At 38.6% G+C, this 26,470-nt stretch carries 24 protein-coding genes and 1 tRNA gene; 8 read left to right on the forward strand and 17 right to left on the reverse strand.

Going from position 1 to position 26,470, the window contains the following annotated elements; genetic code table 11:
* Window positions 1–47: 47 nt before the first annotated feature.
* From IEU65_RS04150 to IEU65_RS04180, 7 genes are all read right to left on the reverse strand, one after another.
* The gene (locus IEU65_RS04150; RefSeq protein ID WP_010296400.1) at window positions 48–1,010 is read right to left on the reverse strand and encodes an LCP family protein; all 963 of its coding nucleotides are present in this window, start codon (window positions 1,008–1,010) and stop codon (window positions 48–50) included.
* A gap of 122 nt (window positions 1,011–1,132) precedes the next feature.
* A complete protein-coding gene (upp, locus tag IEU65_RS04155) occupies window positions 1,133–1,762 on the reverse strand; it encodes a uracil phosphoribosyltransferase (protein WP_010296403.1) in 630 nt (209 codons plus the stop codon).
* Between the two features lie 140 nt (window positions 1,763–1,902).
* On the reverse strand, window positions 1,903–3,255 hold the full coding sequence (brnQ, locus tag IEU65_RS04160) for a branched-chain amino acid transport system II carrier protein (RefSeq protein ID WP_010296406.1): 1,353 nt from the start codon (window positions 3,253–3,255) through the stop codon (window positions 1,903–1,905).
* Between the two features lie 361 nt (window positions 3,256–3,616).
* Window positions 3,617–4,036: a 50S ribosomal protein L20 gene (rplT, locus tag IEU65_RS04165; RefSeq protein ID WP_004914648.1), complete on the reverse strand. Its 420-nt coding sequence runs from the start codon at window positions 4,034–4,036 to the stop codon at window positions 3,617–3,619.
* 44 nt (window positions 4,037–4,080) lie between these two features.
* Entirely contained in the window at window positions 4,081–4,278 is a 198-nt protein-coding gene (rpmI, locus tag IEU65_RS04170) for a 50S ribosomal protein L35 (RefSeq protein ID WP_002815120.1), read from the reverse strand.
* A gap of 65 nt (window positions 4,279–4,343) precedes the next feature.
* Complete coding sequence (gene infC, locus IEU65_RS04175) at window positions 4,344–4,883, reverse strand: translation initiation factor IF-3 (RefSeq protein ID WP_050799439.1); 540 nt, start codon at window positions 4,881–4,883, stop codon at window positions 4,344–4,346.
* A 163-nt stretch (window positions 4,884–5,046) separates the two neighbouring features.
* Entirely contained in the window at window positions 5,047–5,682 is a 636-nt protein-coding gene (locus tag IEU65_RS04180; protein WP_010296416.1) for a DUF1361 domain-containing protein, read from the reverse strand.
* Window positions 5,683–5,985: 303 nt separating this feature from the next.
* On the opposite strand from IEU65_RS04180, the gene rpmF reads away from it, so the two are divergent.
* From rpmF to IEU65_RS04205, 6 genes are all read left to right on the forward strand, one after another.
* Window positions 5,986–6,159: a 50S ribosomal protein L32 gene (gene rpmF / locus IEU65_RS04185; protein ID WP_004914654.1), complete on the forward strand. Its 174-nt coding sequence runs from the start codon at window positions 5,986–5,988 to the stop codon at window positions 6,157–6,159.
* A 66-nt stretch (window positions 6,160–6,225) separates the two neighbouring features.
* Window positions 6,226–6,861 (forward strand): copper homeostasis protein CutC, encoded by a 636-nt coding sequence (locus IEU65_RS04190; RefSeq protein ID WP_188352231.1) that lies wholly within the window; start codon window positions 6,226–6,228, stop codon window positions 6,859–6,861.
* A 132-nt stretch (window positions 6,862–6,993) separates the two neighbouring features.
* Window positions 6,994–7,899, forward strand: coding sequence for a hypothetical protein (locus IEU65_RS04195; RefSeq protein ID WP_010291795.1), 906 nt, complete (start codon window positions 6,994–6,996; stop codon window positions 7,897–7,899).
* Window positions 7,900–8,205: 306 nt separating this feature from the next.
* Window positions 8,206–9,762, forward strand: a complete 1,557-nt coding sequence (locus tag IEU65_RS04200) for a hypothetical protein (RefSeq protein WP_010291797.1) — start codon at window positions 8,206–8,208, stop codon at window positions 9,760–9,762.
* A gap of 205 nt (window positions 9,763–9,967) precedes the next feature.
* Window positions 9,968–10,096 (forward strand): hypothetical protein, encoded by a 129-nt coding sequence (locus IEU65_RS10465; protein ID WP_277950316.1) that lies wholly within the window; start codon window positions 9,968–9,970, stop codon window positions 10,094–10,096.
* A 703-nt stretch (window positions 10,097–10,799) separates the two neighbouring features.
* Window positions 10,800–12,497: an NFACT RNA binding domain-containing protein gene (locus IEU65_RS04205; protein WP_147651869.1), complete on the forward strand. Its 1,698-nt coding sequence runs from the start codon at window positions 10,800–10,802 to the stop codon at window positions 12,495–12,497.
* 21 nt (window positions 12,498–12,518) lie between these two features.
* Here IEU65_RS04205 and argF read toward each other — a convergent pair whose 3' ends face one another.
* From argF to serC, 9 genes are all read right to left on the reverse strand, one after another.
* Window positions 12,519–13,535 carry an ornithine carbamoyltransferase gene (argF, locus tag IEU65_RS04210; protein ID WP_010291807.1) on the reverse strand — a complete coding sequence of 339 codons (1,017 nt, stop codon included), beginning with the start codon at window positions 13,533–13,535 and terminating at the stop codon, window positions 12,519–12,521.
* Entirely contained in the window at window positions 13,532–14,917 is a 1,386-nt protein-coding gene (gene argH, locus IEU65_RS04215; protein WP_031941273.1) for an argininosuccinate lyase, read from the reverse strand. The genes argF and argH overlap by 4 nt, the downstream gene beginning before the upstream one ends.
* A gap of 73 nt (window positions 14,918–14,990) precedes the next feature.
* Window positions 14,991–16,217 (reverse strand): argininosuccinate synthase, encoded by a 1,227-nt coding sequence (locus IEU65_RS04220; protein WP_010291811.1) that lies wholly within the window; start codon window positions 16,215–16,217, stop codon window positions 14,991–14,993.
* Between the two features lie 168 nt (window positions 16,218–16,385).
* Window positions 16,386–17,672 carry an adenylosuccinate synthase gene (locus IEU65_RS04225; protein WP_010291813.1) on the reverse strand — a complete coding sequence of 429 codons (1,287 nt, stop codon included), beginning with the start codon at window positions 17,670–17,672 and terminating at the stop codon, window positions 16,386–16,388.
* A gap of 300 nt (window positions 17,673–17,972) precedes the next feature.
* Window positions 17,973–18,695, reverse strand: a complete 723-nt coding sequence (locus tag IEU65_RS04230; protein ID WP_010291816.1) for a YebC/PmpR family DNA-binding transcriptional regulator — start codon at window positions 18,693–18,695, stop codon at window positions 17,973–17,975.
* Window positions 18,696–18,776: 81 nt separating this feature from the next.
* A complete protein-coding gene (locus tag IEU65_RS04235; RefSeq protein WP_228934829.1) occupies window positions 18,777–20,546 on the reverse strand; it encodes a hypothetical protein in 1,770 nt (589 codons plus the stop codon).
* A 157-nt stretch (window positions 20,547–20,703) separates the two neighbouring features.
* Window positions 20,704–21,192, reverse strand: a complete 489-nt coding sequence (locus tag IEU65_RS04240) for a phosphatidylglycerophosphatase A family protein (protein WP_010291819.1) — start codon at window positions 21,190–21,192, stop codon at window positions 20,704–20,706.
* A gap of 10 nt (window positions 21,193–21,202) precedes the next feature.
* A complete protein-coding gene (locus IEU65_RS04245; protein WP_010291821.1) occupies window positions 21,203–22,393 on the reverse strand; it encodes a 3-phosphoglycerate dehydrogenase family protein in 1,191 nt (396 codons plus the stop codon).
* Between the two features lie 3 nt (window positions 22,394–22,396).
* Complete coding sequence (gene serC, locus IEU65_RS04250; RefSeq protein ID WP_031941274.1) at window positions 22,397–23,479, reverse strand: 3-phosphoserine/phosphohydroxythreonine transaminase; 1,083 nt, start codon at window positions 23,477–23,479, stop codon at window positions 22,397–22,399.
* A gap of 235 nt (window positions 23,480–23,714) precedes the next feature.
* Between serC and IEU65_RS04255 the strand changes: the two genes are divergently transcribed.
* Window positions 23,715–23,798 (forward strand) — tRNA-Leu (locus IEU65_RS04255).
* Between the two features lie 181 nt (window positions 23,799–23,979).
* Here the strand turns inward: IEU65_RS04255 and IEU65_RS04260 are convergent.
* Window positions 23,980–24,264, reverse strand: coding sequence for a hypothetical protein (locus IEU65_RS04260; RefSeq protein WP_010291829.1), 285 nt, complete (start codon window positions 24,262–24,264; stop codon window positions 23,980–23,982).
* Window positions 24,265–24,670: 406 nt separating this feature from the next.
* On the opposite strand from IEU65_RS04260, the gene IEU65_RS04265 reads away from it, so the two are divergent.
* On the forward strand, window positions 24,671–26,467 hold the full coding sequence (locus IEU65_RS04265; protein WP_147651875.1) for an ABC transporter ATP-binding protein: 1,797 nt from the start codon (window positions 24,671–24,673) through the stop codon (window positions 26,465–26,467).
* Window positions 26,468–26,470: the final 3 nt, after the last annotated feature.

Raw genomic sequence — 26,470 nt, forward strand, 5'->3', positions numbered from 1 at the left:
ATAGCATTTCACCCCCAAATAAAAAGCACGCAATTGCGTGCTTACTGTTACTGTACCATTTGCTGTGAGATAGACTCATGAACACGTTCAATCTCTGTTTGGCTCATCACTTCGGTTGAACCCAACCCACTAATAGTTTGAGTCGTTCCTTTGAGTTGATCCTGCTTGACCGTTCCGAAAGCATTACGATAGCTAAGCGCCAAATTTTTCATAGACGTTGTTGAAACATCTGTTTGAACATTGTTAGAAATTGTCGTTAGCAGTGAGTCATTAAATAATGTACCAACTTTTGCTGAGTTCTTCAAGACAGCCTTGATAACGAGTTGCTGCCTCATTTGACGACCATAATCACCATTAGGATCTTCGTGTCTCATTCGTGAGAATGCTAACGCTTCATTGCCATCCATGTGATAAGTCTTGCCGGAAACAAATGAGTATTGGCTTTTTGAATCCGCTTGTGTTGTGTCACCTGCGGTGGTAAACGTCAGTGGTGATGTGACATCAACGCCACCAACAGCGTCAACCATTTTTACCAAACCACCCATGTTAATCAAGATATAGCCACCATTGATATCAATATTCAGCAGATTTTCAACAGCTGACACCGCTGAATCAGCCGATCCATAAGCGTAGGCAGCATTGATTTTCATTTGTTGACCACCGACTGTTACTAACGTATCACGTGGGATTGATGTCATTGTCGTGACATTAGTTTTGGGATTGATGGTCATGACAATCATTGTATCTGTACGCCCTTTATAGTCGCGTCCCAATTCGCCAGTATCTGTTCCTAATAACAAATAAGAAACAGGTTTTTTGCTAGTCGTGATCTTATCCGCAGATTTTGTCGTCTTTGATGACTTCTGCATTTTAGTAATTGTGCTATTAACTTTATAATAAGCGTATGAACCTGTTGCAACGCCACCAACTACGAATAGTCCAATAATCGTTAAAATAATATTTCGTACTGTATGTCGCTTTTTTGGACGCATTTTTGAACGCCTTTGCATGAGCAATTCTCCCCTTTTATCGTTTGTTACATAATTGTAAAATAGTATAACACAAAATGAACCTTAATATTCAATACAGACAAAAAAGTTCACAAAATGTGAACTTTCATTAAACAAAAATATTACATTGTACCGAATAAACGATCACCAGCATCCCCTAGACCTGGAACAATATAGCCATGTTCATTCAGACCTTCATCTAATGATCCTGTATAGATATCAACATCTGGATGTGCATCTTGAACAGCCTTAACACCTTCTGGTGCTGACACCAATGTAATTAACTTAATATGCTTAGCACCACGCTTCTTTAAAGCAGAAATAGCATCCTTAGCTGATCCACCGGTTGCCAACATAGGATCAACCAACAATACGTCACGTTGATCAATATCTTCAGGTAATTTAATGAAATATTCCACCGGTTCAAGTGTTGTTTCATCACGATACATACCAATATGACCAATTTTGGCTGCTGGAATTAATTGTACAATGCCATCAACCATTCCCAATCCGGCACGCAGAATTGGCACGACTGCTAGCTTTTTACCTGCCAATTGCTTTTTAGTTGTTGTCGCTACTGGCGTCTCGACAACAACATCTTCGAGTTGCAAATCGCGACTAGCTTCATAAGTCATCAACATTGCAATTTCGTCGACTAATGCTCGAAAATCCTTAGTGCCAACATTTTTGTTACGAATCATTGTGAGCTTATGTTGGATCAACGGATGATCCATTTCAACAAATTTTCCCATGATAGTTTTTGAATGAACACAAACGAATCGACTGACAACGCCGTATTCATTATTTCCTTCCAATTCAATTTACTATCTTAAATTATACCAAAAAATTGCGGTATCCGGATAAAAATATCATTCACAGAATGATTTGGTGACTAATCAAGTGCGGTAGCGGCTTGTCGACTAGTAACAACATAGGCACACAAACCAACAAGCGCACCAACTGTTGCTGGGAAAACCCATCCAAATCCAAGTGCGGCAAATGGTACAAACTGGTGATAACCATTCACAACACGCTGTACACTACCCAACGACACCAAAGGCGAACTAGCAAGTGCATCTAAGGCAGCAGGTACAGTGACAGCAGCCACAACAACGCGATACACTAGCGCTGAGTGCTTGAAATATTTGCTGAAAAGTGACAATAAAATGAGCACTAAAGCGAATGGATACAATAGCATCAAAACCGGCACTGACCAAGCAACGATATTAGTCAATCCTGCATTAGCTGTGACAAATGATCCAAACGCAATCACACGCAACCACCAAAGATAACTCACTTTTGGAAACACACGATGCATGTCTTGTGAGAAGGAGACGAACAATCCCATAGCAGTAGTGAAAACCGCTAAGGTCACGATAACGCCAGTCAACGCCGTCCCAAAGTTACCCATGTAATGACCAACGATTTGAGCAAAGGCATCACCACCATTTGCTGATGGTTTGAACAATCCCAAACTACTAGTGCCAACCAGAACTAGCGCTGCGTAAATCACCGCTTCCGCGACGATACTTAACAAACCTGCCTTTGCTAATACAGTCGATACTTGATTTTTGTGGAATCCTAAGCCTTTGACAGCATATACAACTGAAACAGCTAATGCCAACAAGGCTATGCCATCCATTGTATTATACCCATCTAAAATCCCCTGAAAAGCGGCATTACTTTGATACGCCGCAGATACCGTTTGATGCGTGTTGCCCATTGGCATAACTAACGATAATACCAACACTAATAACAATAGTCCCAAGAATAGCGGATTAAGATATCGTCCCACCCATTTCAATAAGCCTGATTCTTTAACTGTTAGAAAGTAAGCCAATCCAAAGAAGACAGCCGAGAAAACTAACATTGCTAATCCTTGATATTTAACAGGCACAAATGGTGCTACGCCCATTGAAAACGCCGTTGCTGCTGTACGCGGTGTTCCAAAAAAAGGTCCGATTGTCATGTGAATAGCAACTAAAAATACTGTTCCAAACCAAGGTGCGACTGGTTTGGCAATATCGTAAACACTTTGACTATTGGTGACACTCACCGCCATCATTGCCAAAAATGGCACAATAGTACCAGTAATCAAAAATCCAACCGTTGCTGGTAGCCAGTTGCCACCCGATAATTGACCTAACTGAACAGGAAAAATTAAGTTTCCTGCTCCAAAAAACATTCCAAATATTAGTGATGCCACTAATACCAACTTTTGCCACGTTAATTTCTTTTCGTCCATTTCTTTTCTCCATAATAGTATACGTTTTTGCTTGATGTAACTCACTAAATCATCTGAATATTCATACCAATCCCTCTTCTCCCTGTATGATGAAAATAAAAAAGACTAGCCACCTTTTTTAGCAGCTAGTCTTTCAACATATCAAATCAGCTACCTATCATGTTTTGTCTGATAGGCGCAAAAAATTTCAGCACTTATCACTAACTAATGATAATAATGCTGATAATAATTTGTTTTGTTGTCGCGAATTGATTTGTCATGTTATCTTCTCATTTATTTATTACTAATATTAAACCAAATATCATTTATTTTGTCAACCTCTAATTTTAGTCAAAAAAAAACGCTTATTGCGTTTTTTAAATTAGCGTTGTACGGCTACTGTCGTTTCAGTTGTTGCTGCAGTACGTTCTTGTACCAAAACATTTTCTGATGACAATGCAGACTTTGCTTGCTCAGCCAACTTTGAGAATGTGTCAAAATCAGAAACAGCAAGATCAGCTAACATCTTACGGTTCAATTCAACACCGGCCAATGTCAAACCATGCATCAACTTTGAGTATGACAAACCGTTCATACGGGCTGCTGCGTTGATACGAGCAATCCATAGCTTACGGAAGTTACGCTTTGTGTTCTTACGATCACGGTATGCATACAAGTATGACTTGTAAACTTGTTGCTTAGCAACCTTAAAATTAATACGACGTTGTCCACGGTAACCCTTGGCCAACTTAACAAACTTTTTACGACGTGCGCGTGATACTGTACCACCCTTAACTCGCATGGGTATTTCCTCCTAGAAATTAAATAATTAGACTTACCTTGAAATTAGAGCGTGCTCAACATCTTAGCGTATGTCTTAACAGTCGTTGAATCCATCATGCGTGTGCCACGCAATTGACGACGTTGCTTCTTTGTCTTACCGTGGAAACGGTGTGAAGTATAAGCTGAAGCTGACTTCAAGCCACCGTTAGCTGTCTTCTTAAAGCGCTTTGCTGATGCGCGGTGTGTCTTCATCTTTGGCATGTGACCAATTCTCCTACTTTACGATTTTTGTTTATGCTTGATTAAACAAGCGACTAAACCCTTACTTACTTGGCATCGCGTGGTGCCAAGACCAAAAACATTTGGCGGCCATCCATTTTGGCACGTTGTTCCACCTTGGCGATGTCATCAAGTTCTTCAGCCATGCGGTCTAAGACCCCACGCCCGATGTCTTGGTGAGTAATCATACGACCACGGAAACGCAAATTCAACTTAACCTTGTTGCCTTGCGACAAAAACTTAATCGCTGCTTTTTTGCGTGTTTCGAAATCGCCTGAATCAATCACCGGTGACATACGAACTTCTTTAACTTGAACAATTTTTTGGTTCTTACGTTGTTCTTTTTGCTTTTTTTGCGCTTCGAACTTCGCTTTACCCCAGTCCATGATTTTGGCAACTGGCACTTCAGCGTTAGCCTGTACCAATACCAAATCAAGGTCTGCATCATTCGCTAATTGTTGGGCATCACGTGTTGACATTTCTTCTTGCTTACCATCATGGATAAGCAAAACACGTGGTGCGCGGATATTTTCGTTGACTAGATCAACTTGTCGTGGTTGACGTGCTATTGTCTGGCACCTCCAAATTTATTTTGTGAATCAAGAAGAAAAGTGGGCAAGAACTTAATCTTTACCCACTTCAACACTTGCAGTACTTAACGTACAACTGTATCTGCCAAGCAACATTATCACTTGGCGAGAAGCGGGTGCTTCTACTTGTTCAACAGATACTAGTTTACTACCTCATTGATCATTTGTCAACTGTGTTCTGTATTAAACGAACGCCATAATGACTGATGACCAAAATAGCGAATTGAACGCCAGCAAACAACGTGACAAAAACAATCATATGCATGCTGAACGATTCAGCTATTAAACTTAAAACATGTTGTAATCTTGTGAAAACATCCCAAGAATTCAAGCGAAGAAAACGGCCGATATATATGCCAACACCCGATAATATCGACAAAACAGCCATAAGGAATAATTCTAACACATCGTGGCGTTTGTCAAAATAATGTTTAAAAATAAGCTCTAAACTTAAAATACCTAACACAACACCGATAAAGATACCTGCCGACAAAACCGCATAATTGAAATATTGCATACGGACTGTCAAACCAATACCGATGTATTGTAAATGAATATAATCTGTAATCATATACATCGTATTTGGATAGAATAGCAACCATAAAATACTAAAAATCGTCCCTAGCGTTACGCGCTTAGTATATGCCACGACCAAAGCAAAATCCAAAGGTAGCAGTGCCAAAAACACGTTCCAAATCAAAAACGTAAAATGTGTGGGTGTTAGGTAAACAAACAAAAAGAAAAGAACCACAATTATATGAATGGCACCTACACTAATTAAATTTTGTTTCTTCATCCGAACACCTCCTCAATTTGTTACATCTTATATTTTAACACGTCAATTCGTTATCGTTTGGCATACACACAAGGACTATAAATGTCTTTATTGTGACAAAAAGCCGGTTTCACTTGCTGTATCTACACTAACGATCGGAGTATGATATAATAACGATAATAAAGCTTTATCAAAACCTAAAATTTATAGTAACTTATGTCAAGTAAATACCCTTGACATTAAATAGAGTTTAACTATTGACAAATGTTATAAATTTCGGTAAACTTGACTAGTTGATAAATTGAAACGAAAGGAGGTGCTATCATGGCTACCCCATCAAACAAGAATTCAAAGTCTCACAAGCGCAATCGCCGCGGACACATTGGTTTGAATGTTCCAAACATTTTGTTGGATCAGACAACTGGTGAATACCGTGTTGCTCACCGCGTCTCACCTTCTGGTGTTTATAACGGCAAGCAAGTTGTTGATAAGAAGTAACAATGATGCCTGTTCTATTTGTAGAACAGGTTTTTTTGTTTGCGAAATAACTTTAATTTAGGATCTATGACTATAAAAATCAAAGAAGCCGCGGTTGACTCTGCTGATCGCGCCCAAGAAATGATTGCACGTGGTGCTAACCGAATTGAATTAAACGCCCGCCTTGATTTAGGCGGTATTACCCCTGATACTCGAACTGTCATTGACACATTAACTGTTGCTGGTAATATTCCGGTTGTCGTTATGGTTCGTCCTCGTGGCGGCGATTTTGCATACGACAATACTGAATTAAATCAAATGCTAGAAACGCTACAAATCATTGCAGATTTAGACGGTCAATGTGTCACTTTTGGTGTCGTTCGAAACGGAGCACTCGACATGGATATGATGTCGACACTCATCGAAACGGCTAATACCCTCAAGCTAGATGTTGTTATGCACATGGCATTTGATGAGATTGTCAAAGACCAACAACAAGAAGCTATGAACTGGTTATTTGCACATGGTGTTACGCGTATTTTGACCCATGGCGGCAGCCTAACAACGCCTATCACTGAACTTTTGCCACAATTAAAATTTCTTGTGGATCATGCACCGGTTGGTATGACCATTTTACCTGGCGGTGGCGTAACACGCGATAATGCTGACAAAATTGCTGATATACTCGGTATTTCTGAAGTACACGGTACTAAAATTGTATAATTACATTTAAGCTTTGGGATACATACTGATTAAGTGACTCATACGACAATCCAGAATTTTAAATCTCAAAATGACTATTGCCCGAATACGTGCCAAGCGTTCACGTTAAAAAGTTTTGGGAGAATTTTTGAGATGAAACAAAACAGTTCAAGGACTATGAATCATCATTCAAGTCCGATCATCATTTTTTTGCTGTCTATTTTTGTTAGTTTTTCTGCTTTTAATACAGTTAATTCTAATGTCGACGCAAGCACTTTTTTAACAAAACACAAACTGTATAAAGTTAAAATTACCAGTGTCAAAACAGACGACAAAGCAAAATGGATAATTAAGGGCACTTCTAAAGCCCCAACTGGCACAAAGATATATGCAACAACTGCAGATAAACAGAATGCTAACTATGGTATTAACGCTGCACAATCAACCAAAAATAAAACATGGGCAACTATGAATCATGGCAAATTCAGCTTAGCCATTGATCCGCATGTTCTAAAAAATGCAACAAATTATCAAATGAATCAGCGTTTTAAAGTATACTTATTCGCTGTTTCAAAGCTAAAGTCTTCTTGGGCCAATTCAAATGCGATAGCACCGTCGGTAATGCATGATATCGCATCAAAAGCATCCTCAAAAAAACTGAAATATACTAAATCACAGTCAACGTATTATCAAAATTTAGCAGCGGAAGCGAGTTCTAAAGCAGTTAGTGCGTCAATTAAATCTTCATCCAGTATTGCTGCACGTGAATCAGCAGAAAATGAATCACGTGCAGCAAGTGAAGCTGCGTCACGGACTTCTTCAGAAGCGCTTGCATCATCGCAAGCGGCTGTTGCGGCAGCCAGCTCATCGGCAGCAGCACAACAAGCACAATCGACAGCTGCTGTAACCGATAATAATTCAGGTGCCAATGTTAATTCGACTGATCACGCTAAGTGGGCTATTCAAAATGGTTACACATGGGCTACCAGAAAAGGACATTCTCATATCATTGCACCGGGTCAACCTTTACCTGATGGTTACTACTGGCAAGTGCCTTAAACAAATTTAAAATCCAAAACCACCAACAGGTGGTTTTTTAATGTCAGCAAGTCGCTTATCATTACGTGATACAATGAAAGAGTCGATATTTAAAAATGGCAGATTGCAAAATTAAACCGAACTCTTTACATAAAAAAACTGCAGAGCCTTTAATGGTAATTGACTAAAATCAACCATAAAGGATCTGCAATCTATGTCTTACACTTTGCCGATAACGAAAAAAATTATGTTCCCATTAAAAAAATATTCACAACATTAATTTGTTTGCTAATATTGAGTTATTGAAAATAGAAAGATAACCTTAACATGACACCATTAATTTCTGAAAATAACAACTATAACCGTAATTATGTAAAATATATCGCTATATTTCTCCTTATCTTGGTTTCTTTAATAATAGTTCCGTCTAGTCCATTGAGCAAAGGAAATATTTGGGTGGATACTAATGCCATGCTAGAAATTGGCAGAGGTTGGTTATCAGGCAATATTCCATATTTACATATGTTTGAGCAGCGAGGTCCAATACTATTTATTTATAATTTAATTGCGAATGTGATAAGTTCTCACGGATATTTCGGATTGTTTTGTATTGAAATCGCTAACTTTTTAGCCATATTTTTTATAACAGATCGAATTTTAATGAAATGCTTTAACAATTCTATAAATCCCTTTATCGCTACTGTTCTACCATTTTTTATGATGATCGATAAGTCTTTTGAAACTGGTGGCTCTCCTGAAGAGTTCGCAATTACATGGTCACTGTTAGGTATATTAACCGCAATAAGTGTCAGCACTGAGCCAATGAAAAATGAATTTTATCGTGCTGTGATATTTGGAATAACAATTGGCATGGTATTCTGGATTAAATTTACGCTATTGGGCCCTTTAATTGGTGCATCCATATTTATTTTTTTATTCTTGTTAACCCATCAACGCTATAAATATTTAATAAAATTTGTGGTTGATTCGCTCCTCTCTTTTTCTGTAATGAGCTCGGTTATTTGTTTCTATTTTTTTTACCACCATGCTCTTAAGAATCTATATAACGTTTATTTTAAAGTAAACATTATGGCATATGGTGGTAATACCACTATCAACGAAAAAATTATCTCATTTATAAACACTTCATTTCAAACCATTACAACTAACAGTTGGCTATTTAGTTTAGCTTTAGCAGGCATATTTATATTATGGCGTTTACAAAAAAAATTAGCGGAACTATTGCTAGTAGTTTCGCTAATATCATTCATTGTCACATATTTAGTTGGCCAAGCAAGACTTTATTCCTTTTTACAGATTTATACAATACTAATCTTAATCATAATTATTAGCACAGTAGCATTGGTAAACAATATTAATAAATCATATCTTTGGATTTTGTTGCTTCTCGCTCTATTCCCGATTATACAAAACCCATTTTTTTCTAAAGCACCTTATATTTGGAGCAAAAATCCAGTTGCTCCAAAACTATTTGGAGAAATAATAAATAGAGAATGTTCTGATGCAAAATTAGAAAGTCTTGTATATTACAACATAGTTGATGCGGGAGTTGAAAGATATACACCAATAAAGGTGTCAGAAAAATTCAAATATTTTGAAAGGACCAATGTACCAGATAAAGCATATCCAGAACAAAAAATATATTTAGATAGGATTATCAACAATTCTGAAGCAACTTACGTTGTCATTGGATTAAATTGGGGGCGGCAAAAATCCATTAATTTAGAGAATAATCACGAAGTTGAAAGTAAAATTCCTGAACAAGTTCAAAAAAAATATAAAGTAATTTCAGCAAGTTATTCATACTACCCTGTTGAAACTGATATGAACCAATTTCAGTTAGCGTTATTAAAAAAACGGTAAAATGAACACACAGGGCGTTCTATTGGATTATAACAGATATAAGCCCCCCTTTTTTTAAGGAGGTCTTTACTATGGCTTCAATTTTCAAAACAGATACTGCTCCCACTATCTTGTTTCAATACAGAACATGGTATCAAAAAGTATTTATCAACTATGAGATTGGCTGATTTTGATAGGAGTGACTTTCAGAAGTTTGTAAATGACTATGGAAAGTAATCGCAGCAAAGAAACGGTTAACAAACGTCGTGTTCATATTGCTCAATCACTCAAAGGCGCCTATGCAGAGGGCATGATAAAACGTGACCCACCATCCGAGTTAAAACAGTTAATTTAGATGGAAAAGATAGCAATATGAAGTTTTTAGAGTTTGACGAGATGACAAAACTCGAAAACTACGCTTATGATCATTATTTAGAAAACTATGTTTTTTTGCAATGATAATTTCAATTCACACTGGATTGCGTTTTTGGTAAAGTAGCAGTACTACGATTACAAAAATAAAGAATTATCCATAACTAAGTCACTTGATAAGTTTCGCAATGAAAGAGCACCAAAAACAAAAAAAGTATCAGGACAATAAAAGTTGACGATACACTTTTAAAAATACTGAAAAATATTAAAACAAAAAAAATGATTATATTATCAATTCAAACGCTCAAGGAGTAACACGTTTTTACATGTTACAATAAAATAGTTGGGAATTAAAGATGTAACATTTCATGCATTGCGACATTTTCACGCTTCTCACTTAATTTCTAGAGGCGTTGTGATTCAATATTTATCAGAACAGAACGTTTCGGCCGTGCTGATGTGTCTATTACTCAACAAGTTTATTCTCATTTACTAAAGTCACTTCGTGACAAAGAAGAAGACAAAACGATATCTCTCTTAAACAATTTATGAAGTGTACAAATGATATAGAAAACAATAGTATTTAATAGTTATCTTTATTAAAAAAGAAACTTTATAAAACGTTGATATATCAAGGCTTAAACTGTTAAATCAACTTTTAAAAAAATTAGTCAGGAGCTAATCAAATGCCGTTAGATGGACTCTTCACTCATGCCATCGTTCATGAGCTTAATACATTGATAACGGGTGGCCGTATCACCAAAGTACATCAACCCTATTCAAACGAAATTGTCCTTGTCGTACGTAACAACGGGCAGAATTATCCACTACTTTTGAGCGCGCATCCAAGTTACGCACGCGCACAAATCACCTATATTCCGTACGAAAATCCACAAACCGCACCAAATTTTGTGATGTTTTTGCGACGCTATTTGGAAGGTACTAAAATACAACGAATTGAACAAGTTGACAATGATCGTATTATCAATTTTTATGTTAACGCACGCGACGAATTAGGCGATGTACAAGAAATCCGGCTCACGCTTGAAATGATGGGACGCCACTCTAACCTTTTTCTCGTACGTGAGCATGATAATCGTATTCTAGAACTCATCAAGCATGTACCTGCTGACCAAAATCGCGTGCGCTCATTGTTCCCAGGCGCAACTTATATTTTGCCGCCAGCGCAAAATTTGTTAAATCCTTTCCAGAGCGGTTTAGACAGCTTAGCTGCTATGATTTTAGATGAGCCGTTCGACAATTGGGCAAAGCAAATTCAAAGTACCTTTCAAGGATTTAGTCATGACAGTGCGCAGGCTTTAGCCCGCGCTATCAATCAGGATGGCGACCACTTGGCAAATGCACGCCATTGGTTGGCACAATTTGATAAGCCACAACCGACCTTGTTTACATCAGCCAACGGTGGACTCAGTTATGCAGCATTTAATTGGCAACAAGAATCTACAAGCGCGCAATCATTTGACACAATTGGCGAAATGTTAGATGCTTATTACGTTGGTAAAGCTGAGCGTGAGCGTGTTAATCAACAAGCCGGATCATTGGTCCGCGTTGTTAAAAACGAGCTCAAAAAAAATATCACAAAACGTAAAAAGCTTTTAAATACGCTATCAGACGCTGAAAATGCCGATGATTTGAAAGTCAAAGGCGACTTGCTCATCACCTATCCTCACCTTGTAGAAAAAGGCATGACAAGCGTACAAATCGAAAACTACTACGATAACAACAATTTACTGTCAATCACACTTGATCCTAAACTTAATGGGCTCAAAAATGCGGAAAAATATTTCACAAAATATCGAAAGTTGCGGACAGCAGTTGACTTTGTCAATGAACAGTTGGCGCTCACTGACGCTGAAATTTCATATTTCAACAATATTATGGCGCAATTAGATGTGGCTTCACCAAAAGATGTTGAGGATATCCGCATTGAATTAACAACAGAAGGCTATATTCGAACCAAAAAGAAAAGTAAACAGCGACCTAAAGTGTCACACCCCGACAGATTCGAAAGTAGCGATGGTACGCTCATTGAAGTCGGAAAGAATAATTTGCAGAATGAACGTCTCTCGTTTAAGCAAGCTGATCGTCGCGATATTTGGTTACACGTTCAGAAAATTCCTGGATCACACGTCATCATTCATGACGCCAATCCCTCAGAAGCAACACTTATCGAGGCAGCCAAATTAGCTGCTTATTATAGTAAAGCCAGAGATTCGGCTAATGTTCCTGTTGACTATTTACCTGCTGGTAAATTGCGAAAACCAAACGGTGCAAAACCTGGTTTTGTCATTTTTGAGGGTCAGCAAACACTCTATGTGACCCCTGATGCTGCACTTGTTTCACAATTGAAAATAAAAAAATAACAGCCTGACGGCTGTTTTTTGTTAGTTAGGATTTGGTAAATAAAGGTTCCCTAATGTCGCAGCTAACACTGCTTTAATTGTGTGCAAACGATTTTCTGCTTGTTGGAATTGATGTGCATAAGGTGCGTTAAAGACATCGTCAGTGATTTCCATTTCTGTCAGGCCGTATTTGTCATAAATATCTTGTGCCATTGTCGTTTGCACATCATGAAATGCTGGCAGGTCATGCAGGACAATGACTTGATCGTTGTGCGTTTTTACTACCAATTCATGATTGATTTGATAAGGTAACAATAGTTCGATTCGTTGTGCGAACTGGTCTTCCTCACCCATTGACGCCCAGACGTCTGTGTACAAAACATCTGCGCCTGAAACACCTAAATCAACATCATCGGTAATAGTTATTTTGGAACCAGATACGGCAGCTTTTTGTTTTGCCAAGTGTTGCACATCATCAGTTGGCTGCAAACTTTTAGGTGCCACGATATGAACATTAACACCCAAAATAGCGCCAGTCACCAACAAAGAGTGGGCAACATTATTGCGGCCATCCCCTAAATAAGCCAACGTAATACCTGACAAATGACCAAAATGTTCTTTGATGGTCAAAAAATCAGCTAACATTTGTGTCGGATGCCACTCATCTGTTAAACCATTCCACACCGGCACGCCACTCGTGCTTGCCAACTCTTCAACAATTTTCTGAGAAAAACCACGGTATTCAATACCATCATACATACTGCCTAAAACTTTTGCTGTATCTTGTAGCGATTCTTTTTTGCCAAATTGAATGTCATTGTGACCCAAAAATTCTGGATGTGCACCCAAATCATTGGCTGCAACTGTGAATGCCGAACGTGTCCGCGTTGACGTTTTTTCAAATAATAGGGCAATATTTTTACCCGCCAAATACTGGTGGGGAATATTTTGTTGTTTGAGTGACTTTAAATGCGCTGCCAAATCAATCAATGTTTCTAGCTCTGCTTTAGTATAGTCAATCTCTTTCAAAAATGATTTACCTTGGAAATGTGAATTCATTGGCGCTCCTCCAGAATTTTATAATTGCGTGTTACTTCTTTTTTGACGTTGGTTACAGCCGTACCACCAAGTGATGTGCGACGATTAACAGCCGTTTCTGAAGCCAAAATTTGATAAATATCAGCTTCGATTTGAGGTGCAGCAGCTTGTAAGTCGGTCAGAGTCATTTTCTGCAATGGTGTGTGTGTCTGAATGCCCTTCAATACTAGTTGACCAACAATCGCATGTGCTTCACGGAAAGGCACGCCTTTGGTGGCTAAATAGTCAGCGAGTTCTGTCGCATTTGAAAAGTCATCTTGCGTTGCAGCTAACATCTGTCCCTCATGAACCGTCAAGCCATTTAACATGCCAGTAAATATTTTCACCGAGGCAATCACGGTATCCATCACATCAAAAACTTGTTCCTTATCCTCTTGCATGTCTTTGTTATAAGCAAGTGGTAAAGATTTCATTGTCGTCAATAGCGCCAATAATGAACCATAAGTACGACCAGTTTTACCCCGCACCAATTCCGCGAAATCAGCGTTCTTTTTTTGAGGCATAATTGAAGAGCCTGTTGAAAAATCATCTGACAATTCAATATAATTAAATTCATAACTCGACCATAAAATTAACTCTTCAGCCATACGTGATAAATGCATCATCAAAATCGAGGCATTGCCGAGAAATTCCAATGCAAAATCACGGTCTGACACAGCATCTAACGAATTATGATAAATATCACTAAAGCCTAGCTCACCCGCAACAAATTCACGGTCAATGGGAAATGTGGTACCCGCCAAAGCTGCAGCACCTAGTGGCAGAATGTCTGTATGTTTTTGGTTAAATTCAAAACGTTCGTAATCACGTTGGAACATGTTGAAATACGCTAACAAATAATGACCATAAGTGATAGGTTGGGCATGTTGTAAGTGAGTATAGCCAGACATAATCGTGCCAGCGTGTTTATCTGCCAATGATAATAGCTCACTCTGCAAGTCGGTCACGGCTGACATCACATGTGGCAAACGGTGTTTTACCCAAAGATGAAAATCAGTTGCTACCTGATCATTTCGAGAACGCGCAGTATGAAGTTTGCCAGCAACAGCGCCAATTTTTTCTGTCAATAAAGCTTCCATATTCATATGGATGTCTTCATTTTTAACATCAAATGTCAAATTACCTGCTGTTAATTCTTGTTGCAAACTTTCTAAACCAGCCACAATTTGTGCTGATTCGTCACTTGATATAATAGCTTGTTTGCCCAGCATTTTTGCGTGGGCAATTGACCCTTCTAAATCTTCAGCCGCCATTTTTTGATCAAAATGAATCGACGCCCCAAACTCATCAACCCATTCAGATGCTTTGGCAGTAAAACGACCACCCCATAATTTATCACTCATATCAATTTTTTGCACTGCGCAATGCAACAGTGCTTTCCCTTCTTCAAAACTATGTACGCGCCGAAGCGCTTGTTTATTTCACTGTATCTTTTTTTGGTTGTGAATGAACATGGTTCACTTGTTCATACACCGTGTTACTCAACGTCCACAACTTGATGAAGCCAACAGCAGCTTCTTGATCAAAGGATGATGCAGCCGTGTAAGTTGCCAAATCTTCGTTATATAATGAATTTTGCTCTGATTGACGCGCAACAGCAATGGCATTACCTTTATAAAGCTTCATCTTAACGACACCGTTCACATTTTTTTGTGTATCATCAACGAAAGCCATCAAACTATCAAACAAAGGTGACACCCACTTTGCTTCATAAACGAGATTAGCTAATTGTTGCTCAATTAATGGCTTGAAATGAGCCACATCACGTTCGAGCGTCAAATCTTCGAGATCCTTGTGCGCGGTCATCAACACCGCAGCAGCAGGCGCTTCATAAATTTCACGAGACTTGATGCCTACCAGACGATTCTCAATATGGTCAATTCGACCAATACCATGTTGACCAGCAATTTCATTGACGGCAACAATTAGTTCAGCAAGTGGCAATTGTTCACCATTTAACGCTACCGGCACGCCTTGTTCAAATGTCACATCAATAAATTCTGGTACATCAGGTGTGTTTTCAATAGCCTGTGTTAAGGCGTATGCATCTTCAGGTGCCTGATTCCATGGGTTTTCAAGGATACCAGCTTCATTAGCACGTCCCCACAAGTTTTCATCAATTGAGTAAGGTGAGTCCAAATCAATAGGCACTGGCACGTCATGTGCATGGGCGTATTCAATTTCTTCTTCACGCGACCATTGGAAATCACGAATTGGTGCTTCAATTTTCATTTCAGGATCAAGCGCATGGATAGCTGCTTCAAACCGTACTTGATCATTACCGTGCCCAGTTGAACCGTGAGCAATGGCAACGGCATCATTTTCATGTGCAATGTCAACCAATTTTTTGATAATCAAAGGACGTGACAAAGCAGAAACCATTGGATATTCGCCTTCATACATCATGTTTGCTTTGATAACTGGTGCGACGTATTGCTCAGCAAATTCTGATTTTGCGTCAATAACAATCGACTGTGTGGCGCCAACCTGCAATGCCTTGGCTTGAATCATGTCCATATCTTTGCCATGTTGACCAACGTCTAAAACGACAGCGATAACGTCATAACCTTTTTCGTTCAACCAAGGAATGGCTACTGAGGTATCCAACCCACCTGAATAAGCTAATACTAATTTTTCTGTCATGATAATGTCCTCGCTGTTTTTTGTTTTAATTATTTGTTGATTCTATATTAGCGCGCCTTGTTTAAATATGCAATAAAATAATGATTATATACAATTTTAAGTTGTATAAAACAATTTTAAGTGTATATTTTTGCAATAAAAAAGAACCTTCGGTTCTATTGATGTACCTTATTCATGCCAAACAGGTTCCAACAAATGGGTTTGTTCCGGCGTTGGTCCTACGGCAAAGCTTAACAAATCAACTTCCAACAATTCAGAAATACGTTGGAGGTAATGTTGCGCGTTGACTGGTAATTCTTCAAATGTTGTCACACCAGTAATATCTTCATCCCAACCTGGCAATGTTTCACAGTTGATGTCCAATCCATTAAACCAAGTATCTGAAGCTGGGAAATGATGAATTTCTTCACCTTTATAAGTATACGAAGTCGCAATTTTTAATTCTTTCAAACCTGACAAAACATCCAATGAGTTAATGGCTAACTTAGTCAAACCAGAAACTTGCACCGCATGACGCAAAGCAACCGCGTCTAACCAGCCAATACGACGAGGACGCTTAGTAATCACGCCGTACTCGTGACCCACTTCGCGAATATGATCAGCAATATCATCAAACAATTCTGTTGGGAAAGGTCCTTCACCAACTCGAGATGTATAAGCTTTAATAACGCCAACAACATCTTGAATTTGCTTTGGTCCCACACCCGCACCATTCATCACACCACCTGCTGTTGGATTAGAGCTTGTCACATAAGGATACGTACCGTGGTCAACATCAAGCATCACACCTTGTGCACCTTCAAATACAACACGTTTGCCATCTTTCATCAACTGCCCCAACAAGTAAGATGTATCTGTCACATAAGGTGCCAACTGACGACCATATTCAACATAAGTTTGGTAAATGTCATCGTAATCTAACGCTTCTTCACCATACAATTTAGTCAATTGGGCATTTTTAAATGGCAAGTATTCTTTTAGCAACTTACCAAATACTTCTGGATCAATCAAATCAGCCACGCGAATACCAACACGTGAAATTTTATCCGTGTAGGCAGGACCGATACCTTTTTTGGTCGTACCAATTCGATTATTTGAAGCAGATTCAGAAGCCTTATCCAACGCAATGTGGTACGGCATAATAACATGTGCACGGTTTGAAATACGCAAATTCTCAATCGTAATTCCTTGGCTTTCAACTTCCTTAATTTCAGCTAAAAGTGCTTCGGGATTGACAACAACGCCGTTGCCAAGTACTGCTAGTTGACCTTTCGTGATGATTCCAGATGGTAATGCAGACAATTCAAATTTTGTTTGACCATGCCAGATCGTGTGTCCCGCATTGTTACCACCTTGGTAACGGACAACAGCATCCGCATGTTCAGCGAAAAAATCAACGATTTTTCCTTTACCTTCATCGCCCCATTGGGAACCAACAACAATTACACCAGACATATTTTTCTCCTGTTACGCCGATAGCTGCTTTCAGACGGGATAGGTTTGTCGGAGAAAGCCAGCATTCTGCATTCAGAATAACTAACCTGTTTGCGCCTATCCGTGAGTGTCCCTCTATCATCGTTCATTTTTGTGTAAAACACGAACATTAATTGTGATAAACGCCTTTTACCTATTTATTTTACCATAATCATAAATTTATTTTTGAGAAAAGTGATGTTAATTTCTAATATTATCGTTTAAAACGTTTGCCTCATCGAATTTATAAAAATAAAAAAGGACATATAATGTCCTTTTAAATCAGTCTGCCGTCGTATAAACAGCCAAAACGTCTTCGTTTTCTTCAAGTTCATCAACCAAATGATCTAGTTTTTCACGATCTTCATCGGTAATTGTCATTGGGTTCTGCGCAATCATCGTAATCTCTGCGTCTTCAAAGACAAAACCAGCTTCAGTCAAAGCGCCTTCAACCGTCTGAAAGTCTGCTGGATCAGTGTAAATTTCAAATACTTCATCAGCTGTTTGAACATCTTCAGCGCCTGCTTCTAATGCTGCTTCCAAAACGGTGTCTTCATCCAAATTAGGATACGCTTCACGATCAATTGCTAAGTAACCTTTTCGGTCAAATTGGAAAGCAACTGAACCAGATGTGCCTAAAGCACCACCAGCATGTTTGAATGAATTACGAACGGTAGAAACTGTACGATTAATGTTATCCGTTGATGCTTCAACTAACACAGCGACACCGGCTGTGCCATAACCTTCATAGGTCACTTCTTCAAACTTTGCACCACCGGCACCAGATGCTTTATCAAGTGCACGTTGAATGTTGTCCTTTGGCATGTTAGCTGCCTTAGCTTTTTCAACAACCAAACGCAATGATGCGTTCATCTCTGGATCTGCACCGCCAGCCTTTGCAGCAACATATAAGTCGTGTGCCAGCTTTTGAAAAATCTTACCACGCTTAGCATCTTGGGCGTTTTTACGACCTTGGATGTTATGCCATTTACTATGTCCTGACATTGTGTCATCTCCTTGAAATATGAATATTCAATCTATTTTATCAAAAAAACGAACGATTTACCAGCTTGACCGATATGATAGTTATCGGGCTAACCGTTGTAACCTCAGCTTTACTTGATCAAGGGCCCCACGTAGATTCCTGACAGCGGCTAAAATTTCAGCAGTCGTTGATGTATCATCTAATATAGACAACAACTGCTTCTGTGCTTTCTGCACGATTAACTCTTTTTTAAAAACACGTCTATTTGATTGTTTCAATAGCATAGTTGCCATCGCATTCACGCCTTGCCTAGCTGTTTGCAAATCAATAAATGTCTCTGACAAGTCACGATGTGTTTTTTTCATGGCGGCAAATCCCTCACAAGTATGAATGTGGGCAATTAATTTTTGTAAAGTGGGTTCATTGGCCACACTACTTTGATAAACTTCCTCTAAAAGAAGATCTAGCTGACTTTTCTCTGTTTTTGTTGATGCGCTAATCATTTTCTGAGTGGCTTGCAATTGCTGATAGGCAGCCATGATGGCTTTTGAATCTACTGACTTCATAGTTTGTTTTAAATATTTGATGTCGCTAACAATTTCTTTATCTTGACGCGAGCCATTCATTGTCGTGAGCAACTGACGTGCTAACTTCAACGCCTCATCCAACTCCGCTTGTTTCCGACGTACGGATGATCTCAATCGATTGGTTAGAGAATAGATAGAAGAGATTGTCGCCTTGCTATCGTATAATGTATTGTCCAACACAAGTGCATCAATTTGAACATCATTGTCTTCCGACCACCGACTCATGTAGAGACCATTAAGATAGGTCTCAGCAAACTCAACTGCTTTTTCACGTTCAATTGTTGCCTGTGTCACACGTTCAGATAATAATTTAAGCACAAATTGTTCATCTGCCATGGCGCCTTTATACATGGCTTGAATAAATTCAATGACAATTTTAACTTCAGGTTCCCTTGCAACGTTACTTGTCCCCATATTTGCCATTGTTTCTTCTAAATCACGATCGAATTTTTCACGTTGTTGCAATAATACGTCAAGTTCTTTTTCAGCATTTTGATACAATTCATCCCAATTTTCATGACGTTTTTTGGCTGCTTGCAGTAACATCGTGTTCAACTGTTGGTACACATTTTCGGAAGATAAAAGCTTATAATGCTTTAATAATGCGCCTAAATCACGACGGTATTTGGGTGCTAAATTTGTTAAATCACTAATTTGATTTGTTCGCAACAATTGTGCATCAGACATTCTCCTATATAACCTGGTACTTGGCCCCGCATTTAAATCGGTTAAAGCTATTTTTCTATCAATTCGTGCCAAAACAGTTGTACTTGTCAATTTAGAAATCGCTGCTTTTAATTCATCAACATTGGATTCAGGATGGAGTAATAACTGTGATAATGACAATACCGCTTGTCTAACTTTTGTCTCATTACCAACTGGCATGACGTCGTAAAGGGTCATCTTAGCTTGCCGAAGTGTTTTTTGATGCACTTTTTCTGATGCCAGCATTGTGTCGTGCAAGAAACGACGCGCTGTTATTAATTCATCATTGGATTTTGCTGTACTGAAACATTTTTTTAGTTTTTCCAGAGCAGTTTGAACGTCGGTATTATTAACGAGATGGGGTGGCACTTGCAATCTTCGTGTTGACTCAAGTACTTCATCTCGGACAATTTTATCAGGATGAAAAATTAAGTCAAAATCGAATTGATTCGTGAATTCGGCAGCATTTCTGTCCGAAACTTTATCAATTTTTGCTTCCCAATCTTTTTCTTTCGCTAACATAAGTGATGCAATTGTGCGCCGTTGATTGACCCAAACATAATGTTTTTGAGGTGCCATATCCATTGTTCTTTCTCCCCTTCACTTTCTAACCAGTCATATTATATTTCTATTTTAAAAAATGAAAGTGAATAATTATTGACCTAATCATGTTGAGATAAGTAAGAATTTTAGGCATTATGAAGAATTTGTGTCCAAAAAAAACGCATTGCTGCGTTTAATAGTTATTACCACCCAGTAATTCCAAGTAGGTCATAGCAGCACTGGCAATTAGCGCTGCCAAGATATCGTCAAGATAAACATTAATACTATCTGTTTTATCGTTGATAACACCAATCAATCCTGGCTTCAAGTCATCTAATAAACCGTAATGAACAGTTGCAGCTGCAGAGAATTGCTGGGTAATTGCAATCGCTAAAATTTCATCGACATTGTGGCCATTAGCATCTCGTTGCAGGCGACGTTTTAACGGTTGATCATCTGGCATCGTTTCCGCTTGCTCATCCAAATAAAGCGCTGTCAAAATAATATCTGCTACTTCATCTTTGTGTAACACACGTGAAATAGCTTGTGTCAATGTTTGTTCATCAAGCTCATCGTGGTATTTGTCAGTTAAGAAATTACGAGTGCCTTCTGCAATATCTTCAATTTCAACGCCACGCTTTGCTAACTGTGCAATGGCTTGCTCTTGTAATTCTTGTGTCATAATATCTCCTTTAATCACCAATCATCATATTTGGATTTTGATAACGTCTTGTTAAAATCACGTGTGGAATTTCATCCAAAGCTGTTTTGACATGTTCCTGTTGCGCTGATGTAAAATCATTGATGGCTACCAAAGTATAGGCGTATTGTCCAACAGCGCGGTTGCTCAATTGCTCAATGTTAATGCCATTATCTCCAAAAAAGGCAGAGATTTGACCAATCATGTTTGGTACATTCTCATGAATTATACCAACACGATAGTTGGTGGTAAATGGTTCATTAACATCAGGATAATTTACAGAATTAATAATATTACCGCTAGTTAAATATTCATCTAACTCCTTGGCTGCCATCAGAGCACTTGTATCTTCGGCTTCAATTGTTGAGCCCCCAATATGTGGTGTAATAATAACTTTAGGATTATCAAACAAAACATCATCGGCAAAATCAGTAATATACATACGAAGTTGATCACTATCTAATGCGGCTTTAGCCGCGTGATCGTCGACAATACCACCACGTGACAAATTCAATAATGCTGCTTCTGGTTTCATTAATTGCAATTTGCCAGCATCAATAAAGTGATCGTTCTTTTCTTCCATTGGAATATGGACGGTCACATAGTCGGCTCGGCGCAAAACCTCTTCAACATTACGCGCATGAACAATGTGTCGGTCTATTCGCCATGCTGTATTAGCATTTAGGCCGGGATCATAACCAATCACATCCATATCCAAAGCCAAAGCTGTGTTGGCGACCTTAGATCCCACATTCCCCAATCCAATCACGCCAAGCGTTTTACCAGCCAACTCTGTGCCTCGGTAGCCGCCTTTATTTGATTCAGTCCGCAGAGACACATCCCCACCACGTGTCTGGTTAGCAAATTTGATTGCCCCAACTACCGGACGAGCAGCTAAAATCAATGAGGCAATCGTTAATTCTTTAACAGCATTTGCGTTACCACCAGGCGTGTTAAAGACAACAATCCCCCGTTTTGACAAATCTGCAACCGGAATATTATTAAAACCAGCACCCGAGCGAACAACGGCTCTTACAGTATCTGGAATCACTTCGTCAAATAAATTTTGTGAACGTAACAAAATTCCCTTGGGTGAGTCTTGCGCATTAATATCGTAACCATGTTGCGATAAATAATCCAAACCCTTGCCGCTTATGGCATTATACGTTTTTATATTAGTCATTGCTTATCCTTTTTCTACTTTGTTTAAAAATTCAATCAGCGCATCAACGGCTGCCATTGGTTGAGCATTGTAAAGTGACGCTCTAAAACCACCAACAGAACGATGACCACCAAGATTAAACAAACCATTTTCTTTTGCTTGAGCAGTTATTTGTGCATCACGTTCCGCATCATTGGTCGTGAAAACAATATTCGTTAGTGAACGATCTGAAGCTTTTACTGGTGCTTCAAACAAACGGGATTCGTCCAAAAAGTCATACAGTTTAGCTGCTTTCAAGCGATTGCGACGCGTCATTTCATCAACACCGCCCTCTGTTTGTACCCAAGACAAGACTAAGTCAAGGGCGTAAATGGCAAATACTGGCGGTGTGTTATACATTGAATCTTTATCTAAATAATTTTGATAACGCATCATTGGACCGACGTTTTCAATAGATTGCGAAGCTAACCAATCTTTTTTGATAATTGCCAGTGTCACACCAGCAGGACCAAGATTCTTTTGAGCACCGGCAAAAACGGCATCGAATTGAGTTATATCATAAGGTTCTGCCAAAATGTTCGAGCTCATATCAGCCGTTAAACGACCAGTTGTTTGCGGCAATTTATCTTGATGATAGGTTGTGCCTTCAATTGTGTTGTTAGTCGTGATATGCAAGTAATCATAAGCATTCGCATCAAAATCACCCGCTAATTTTGGTAAATAACGATAATGTTGTGGCTTGCTTGAGCCAACAATTGTCGTTTTTTTACCTAGCATTTGAGCAGCTTGTGCCGCTTTAGCCGCAAAATTGCCGGAATCAAGAACCGCAATGCTTTGTTTGTCGGTTGCCAAATTCAACGGTACCATTTCGAATTGTAACGAACCACCGCCTTGAACAAATGCAACACCATATTCGTCGGGAATAGACATCAAATCGCGCAGGCGTTGCTGCGCACTGGCCATTATTGTTTCAAACTGTGCCGAACGATGTGAAATTTCCAAAATGGACAGATGTGTGAATTCATTTTGTGCCAAATCTGCCTGAATTTGGTAAATAACTGGGGTCGGAAGTACACCCGGACCCGCCGAAAAATTATACGTTACCATGACCATTCCTTTCAGTATACAAAAAGACGACATCAGTTGTTAAACTCATGTCGTCAGCAATTCCACGTTATCATACGCAAAGAATCCCAATCACACGAGTGATTGAGTGGAGGAAGAAGCTAGATTGAATGTGAATACTGTCATTACTATTTCCTTTTCTTACGTAACATTAGAATACCTTATTGAGAAAATTTGTCAACCCTCTTTTTTTCGGGTATAATAAGGGAGTTGATTTGCCGATGTGGCGGAACTGGCAGACGCGTACCGTTCAGGTCGGTATGATGGCAACATCGTGCAGGTTCGATTCCTGTCATCGGCATATTCCCCGTTTTCTCACAAATGTTGAGGAAACGTTTTTTTATTTGCATAAATGTTGATTTAACGACTTATCAATCATATATTGTCAAAACATTTGATCTCATCTATCATTACTAAAACGCCGTTTTTCAAACAAAAAACGACCTTACCACAAACATGGTTGCGTCGTTTTTTTCAATCATTTAAAACCACTCATCATCAACCCCTCTTTGTAATGTCAATGGTCCGGTTTGAGACTGGATTGTAAAATTATCAGAGGTTAATCCTGTCTTCTTTTCAAAAATCTTGATGAATGTACCAATATCTGTATTCGGATCTTCATTTGATCTTAATGTTAAAAGGTAATGCTTATTTTTAGGGTTACTCCAGATACCTAAGTCACCTAGCATATCTAAGTTTAATCCGCTAATTGTGTCATCAATTACAATTTTATATTGCCGACGATGCAAAACATTGTTTATTCCCATTTCACTCTCCTAAACTCATTAATATTTTAGTAATAGATTAACTAAAAATTATCATGAAAGCGCTTTCTTGTCAACCAACCTGCTCTCTTAAAGTATGGTAAAATCAAAACACTCAATTTTTCTGGAAGGTAATTTGAGCCTGTCAGGTGTTTAATTCATAAAGAATTTCTAAAAAAAGTTATCACTTTCTTAACTGCAATGCGCTTTCTTTGATTTTTCACAATTTGACATTATATTTAAGTGAGAGAATACTTTTTGAGGAGGCGATAATATGCGAATTACTTGGTGGTTAATGGCTGGCGTTTGTTATTTATGTGCTTTATTATTATTTGCACTTATCGTCATTGGTCGTTCTATTATGGATTGGTAGCCAATTATTCCTTGAAAAGCGTATAATAGCTTCATTATGAGAAATCCAAATGGACGAATGAGTCCCACAGAAATTAAAAAACAACTTGCCCAATCTGATACGACTGCTATTGAAATGTTACGGTTTGTATTTGGTTCGGTCTTAAAAAGACGTGGTTTAGTCATCTTAAATGTTTTTTTGTTGACTCTAATGGCTGTTTTAAATTTTGTGGTCCCACAGTTTACAAAAAACATTATCGATCACGCTTTACCTAATAGTCAACAACAGGCGCTATACACTAATGTTATTGGTCTGTTAATAGTCACAATCTTTTTAGGCGTAGTCAGCTTTGCCTCAACTTACATGATGCAAATGCTTTCGCAACGTGCAATAACTGAATTACGTATCAAAACCTATCGCTTTATTTTAAAAGAAGATTACGCATTTTTTCAAGATGCCAAAACTGGTGATCTCATGGTGCGTTTAACGAGTGATATTGGCAATTTGCAAATGCTGATTAGCTCCAATACTTTTGGCATTATTGGCAATATTTTTACTTTCGTTGGTGTCCTAATTTTTTTGTTTATTCAAAATTGGCAACTCGCCTTAATGGTATCAATCACCTTCCCAATTTTGTTTGTCACAATTCGTTTTTTTCGCGGCCATATTCGAGAAGCTTATTCTAATGTCAGATACGCCCAAAGTAAAATTAATAATCAACTTCAAGCAACGCTAACTGAAATTGAGCTGATCAAAGCTTATACAACTGAAAATGCCGAAACGACTAAATTTGAATCAATCGCTGAAGAATCTAATGGTTACTCACTAGAAGCAACTAAATGGCAAGCCATTTTCCAACCACTAGTCACACTAATCAATACAATTGGTACAGCGATTGTGCTATTGTTTGGATCCTTATTAGTCATGAACAAAGCCATGACAATCGGTGATCTTGTTGCTTATTTGGCCTATGTGGCAATGCTACAAGATCCTATCCGTTCGTTTTCAATGCTCATGAATGTGTTTCAAACCGCCCAAGTTTCTTATGATCGCATTAAAAATATTTTGAGTTATGAGCCAAAGATACTTGAACCTACAACACCTCAACCTTTCCCAAATCCACTCCAGCAACATATTCAGCTTTCTAATGTAACTTTCGATTATGAAATGGGTTCAGATCATGCCTTAAATGATGTTAGTATGACAATTCCAGCCGGTAAAACCACCGCCTTAGTGGGGCGTTCCGGTTCAGGAAAATCAACAATCATCAAACTACTCACTCGTTTTTATGATCGTAGTAAAGGCGATATTTTATTTGACAACATTGATATTCGTACTTTTCAAATTTCAGACCTCAGACAACATATTTCTGTCGTTAGCCAAGATGTCACGATTGTCGATGGCACAATCGCTGACAATATTATGTATGGCAGTAACAATACCAATGAAGAAGCCATCTGGCAAGCAGCAAAGCGCGCTGACATTGCGGATTTCATAGCTAAACAACCCAATCAACTGGCAACGCAAGTTGGAGAACGCGGTTTAAAACTATCAGGTGGTCAAAAACAACGTTTATCAATTGCGCGTGCCCTACTCAAGGATGCACCGATTGTCATTCTTGATGAAGCAACTGCAGCACTTGATAATGAGTCCGAAAAAACAATTCAGCATGCACTCGACAATTTAATGGTAGCAAAGACGGCAATCGTCATTGCTCATCGACTGAGCACCGTTCATAAGGCTGATCAGATTATTGTGATGAACGACGGTCAAGTTGCTGAAACTGGTACACATGACTCACTATTGCAGAAACAAGGAATATACAAACGACTTTACGATGCCCAATTTGAATAATGA

Origin of the sequence: Leuconostoc pseudomesenteroides KCTC 3652 (assembly GCF_014634745.1) — a bacterium.
In the GTDB taxonomy this organism is placed as follows: Bacteria; Bacillota; Bacilli; order Lactobacillales; family Lactobacillaceae; genus Leuconostoc; species Leuconostoc pseudomesenteroides.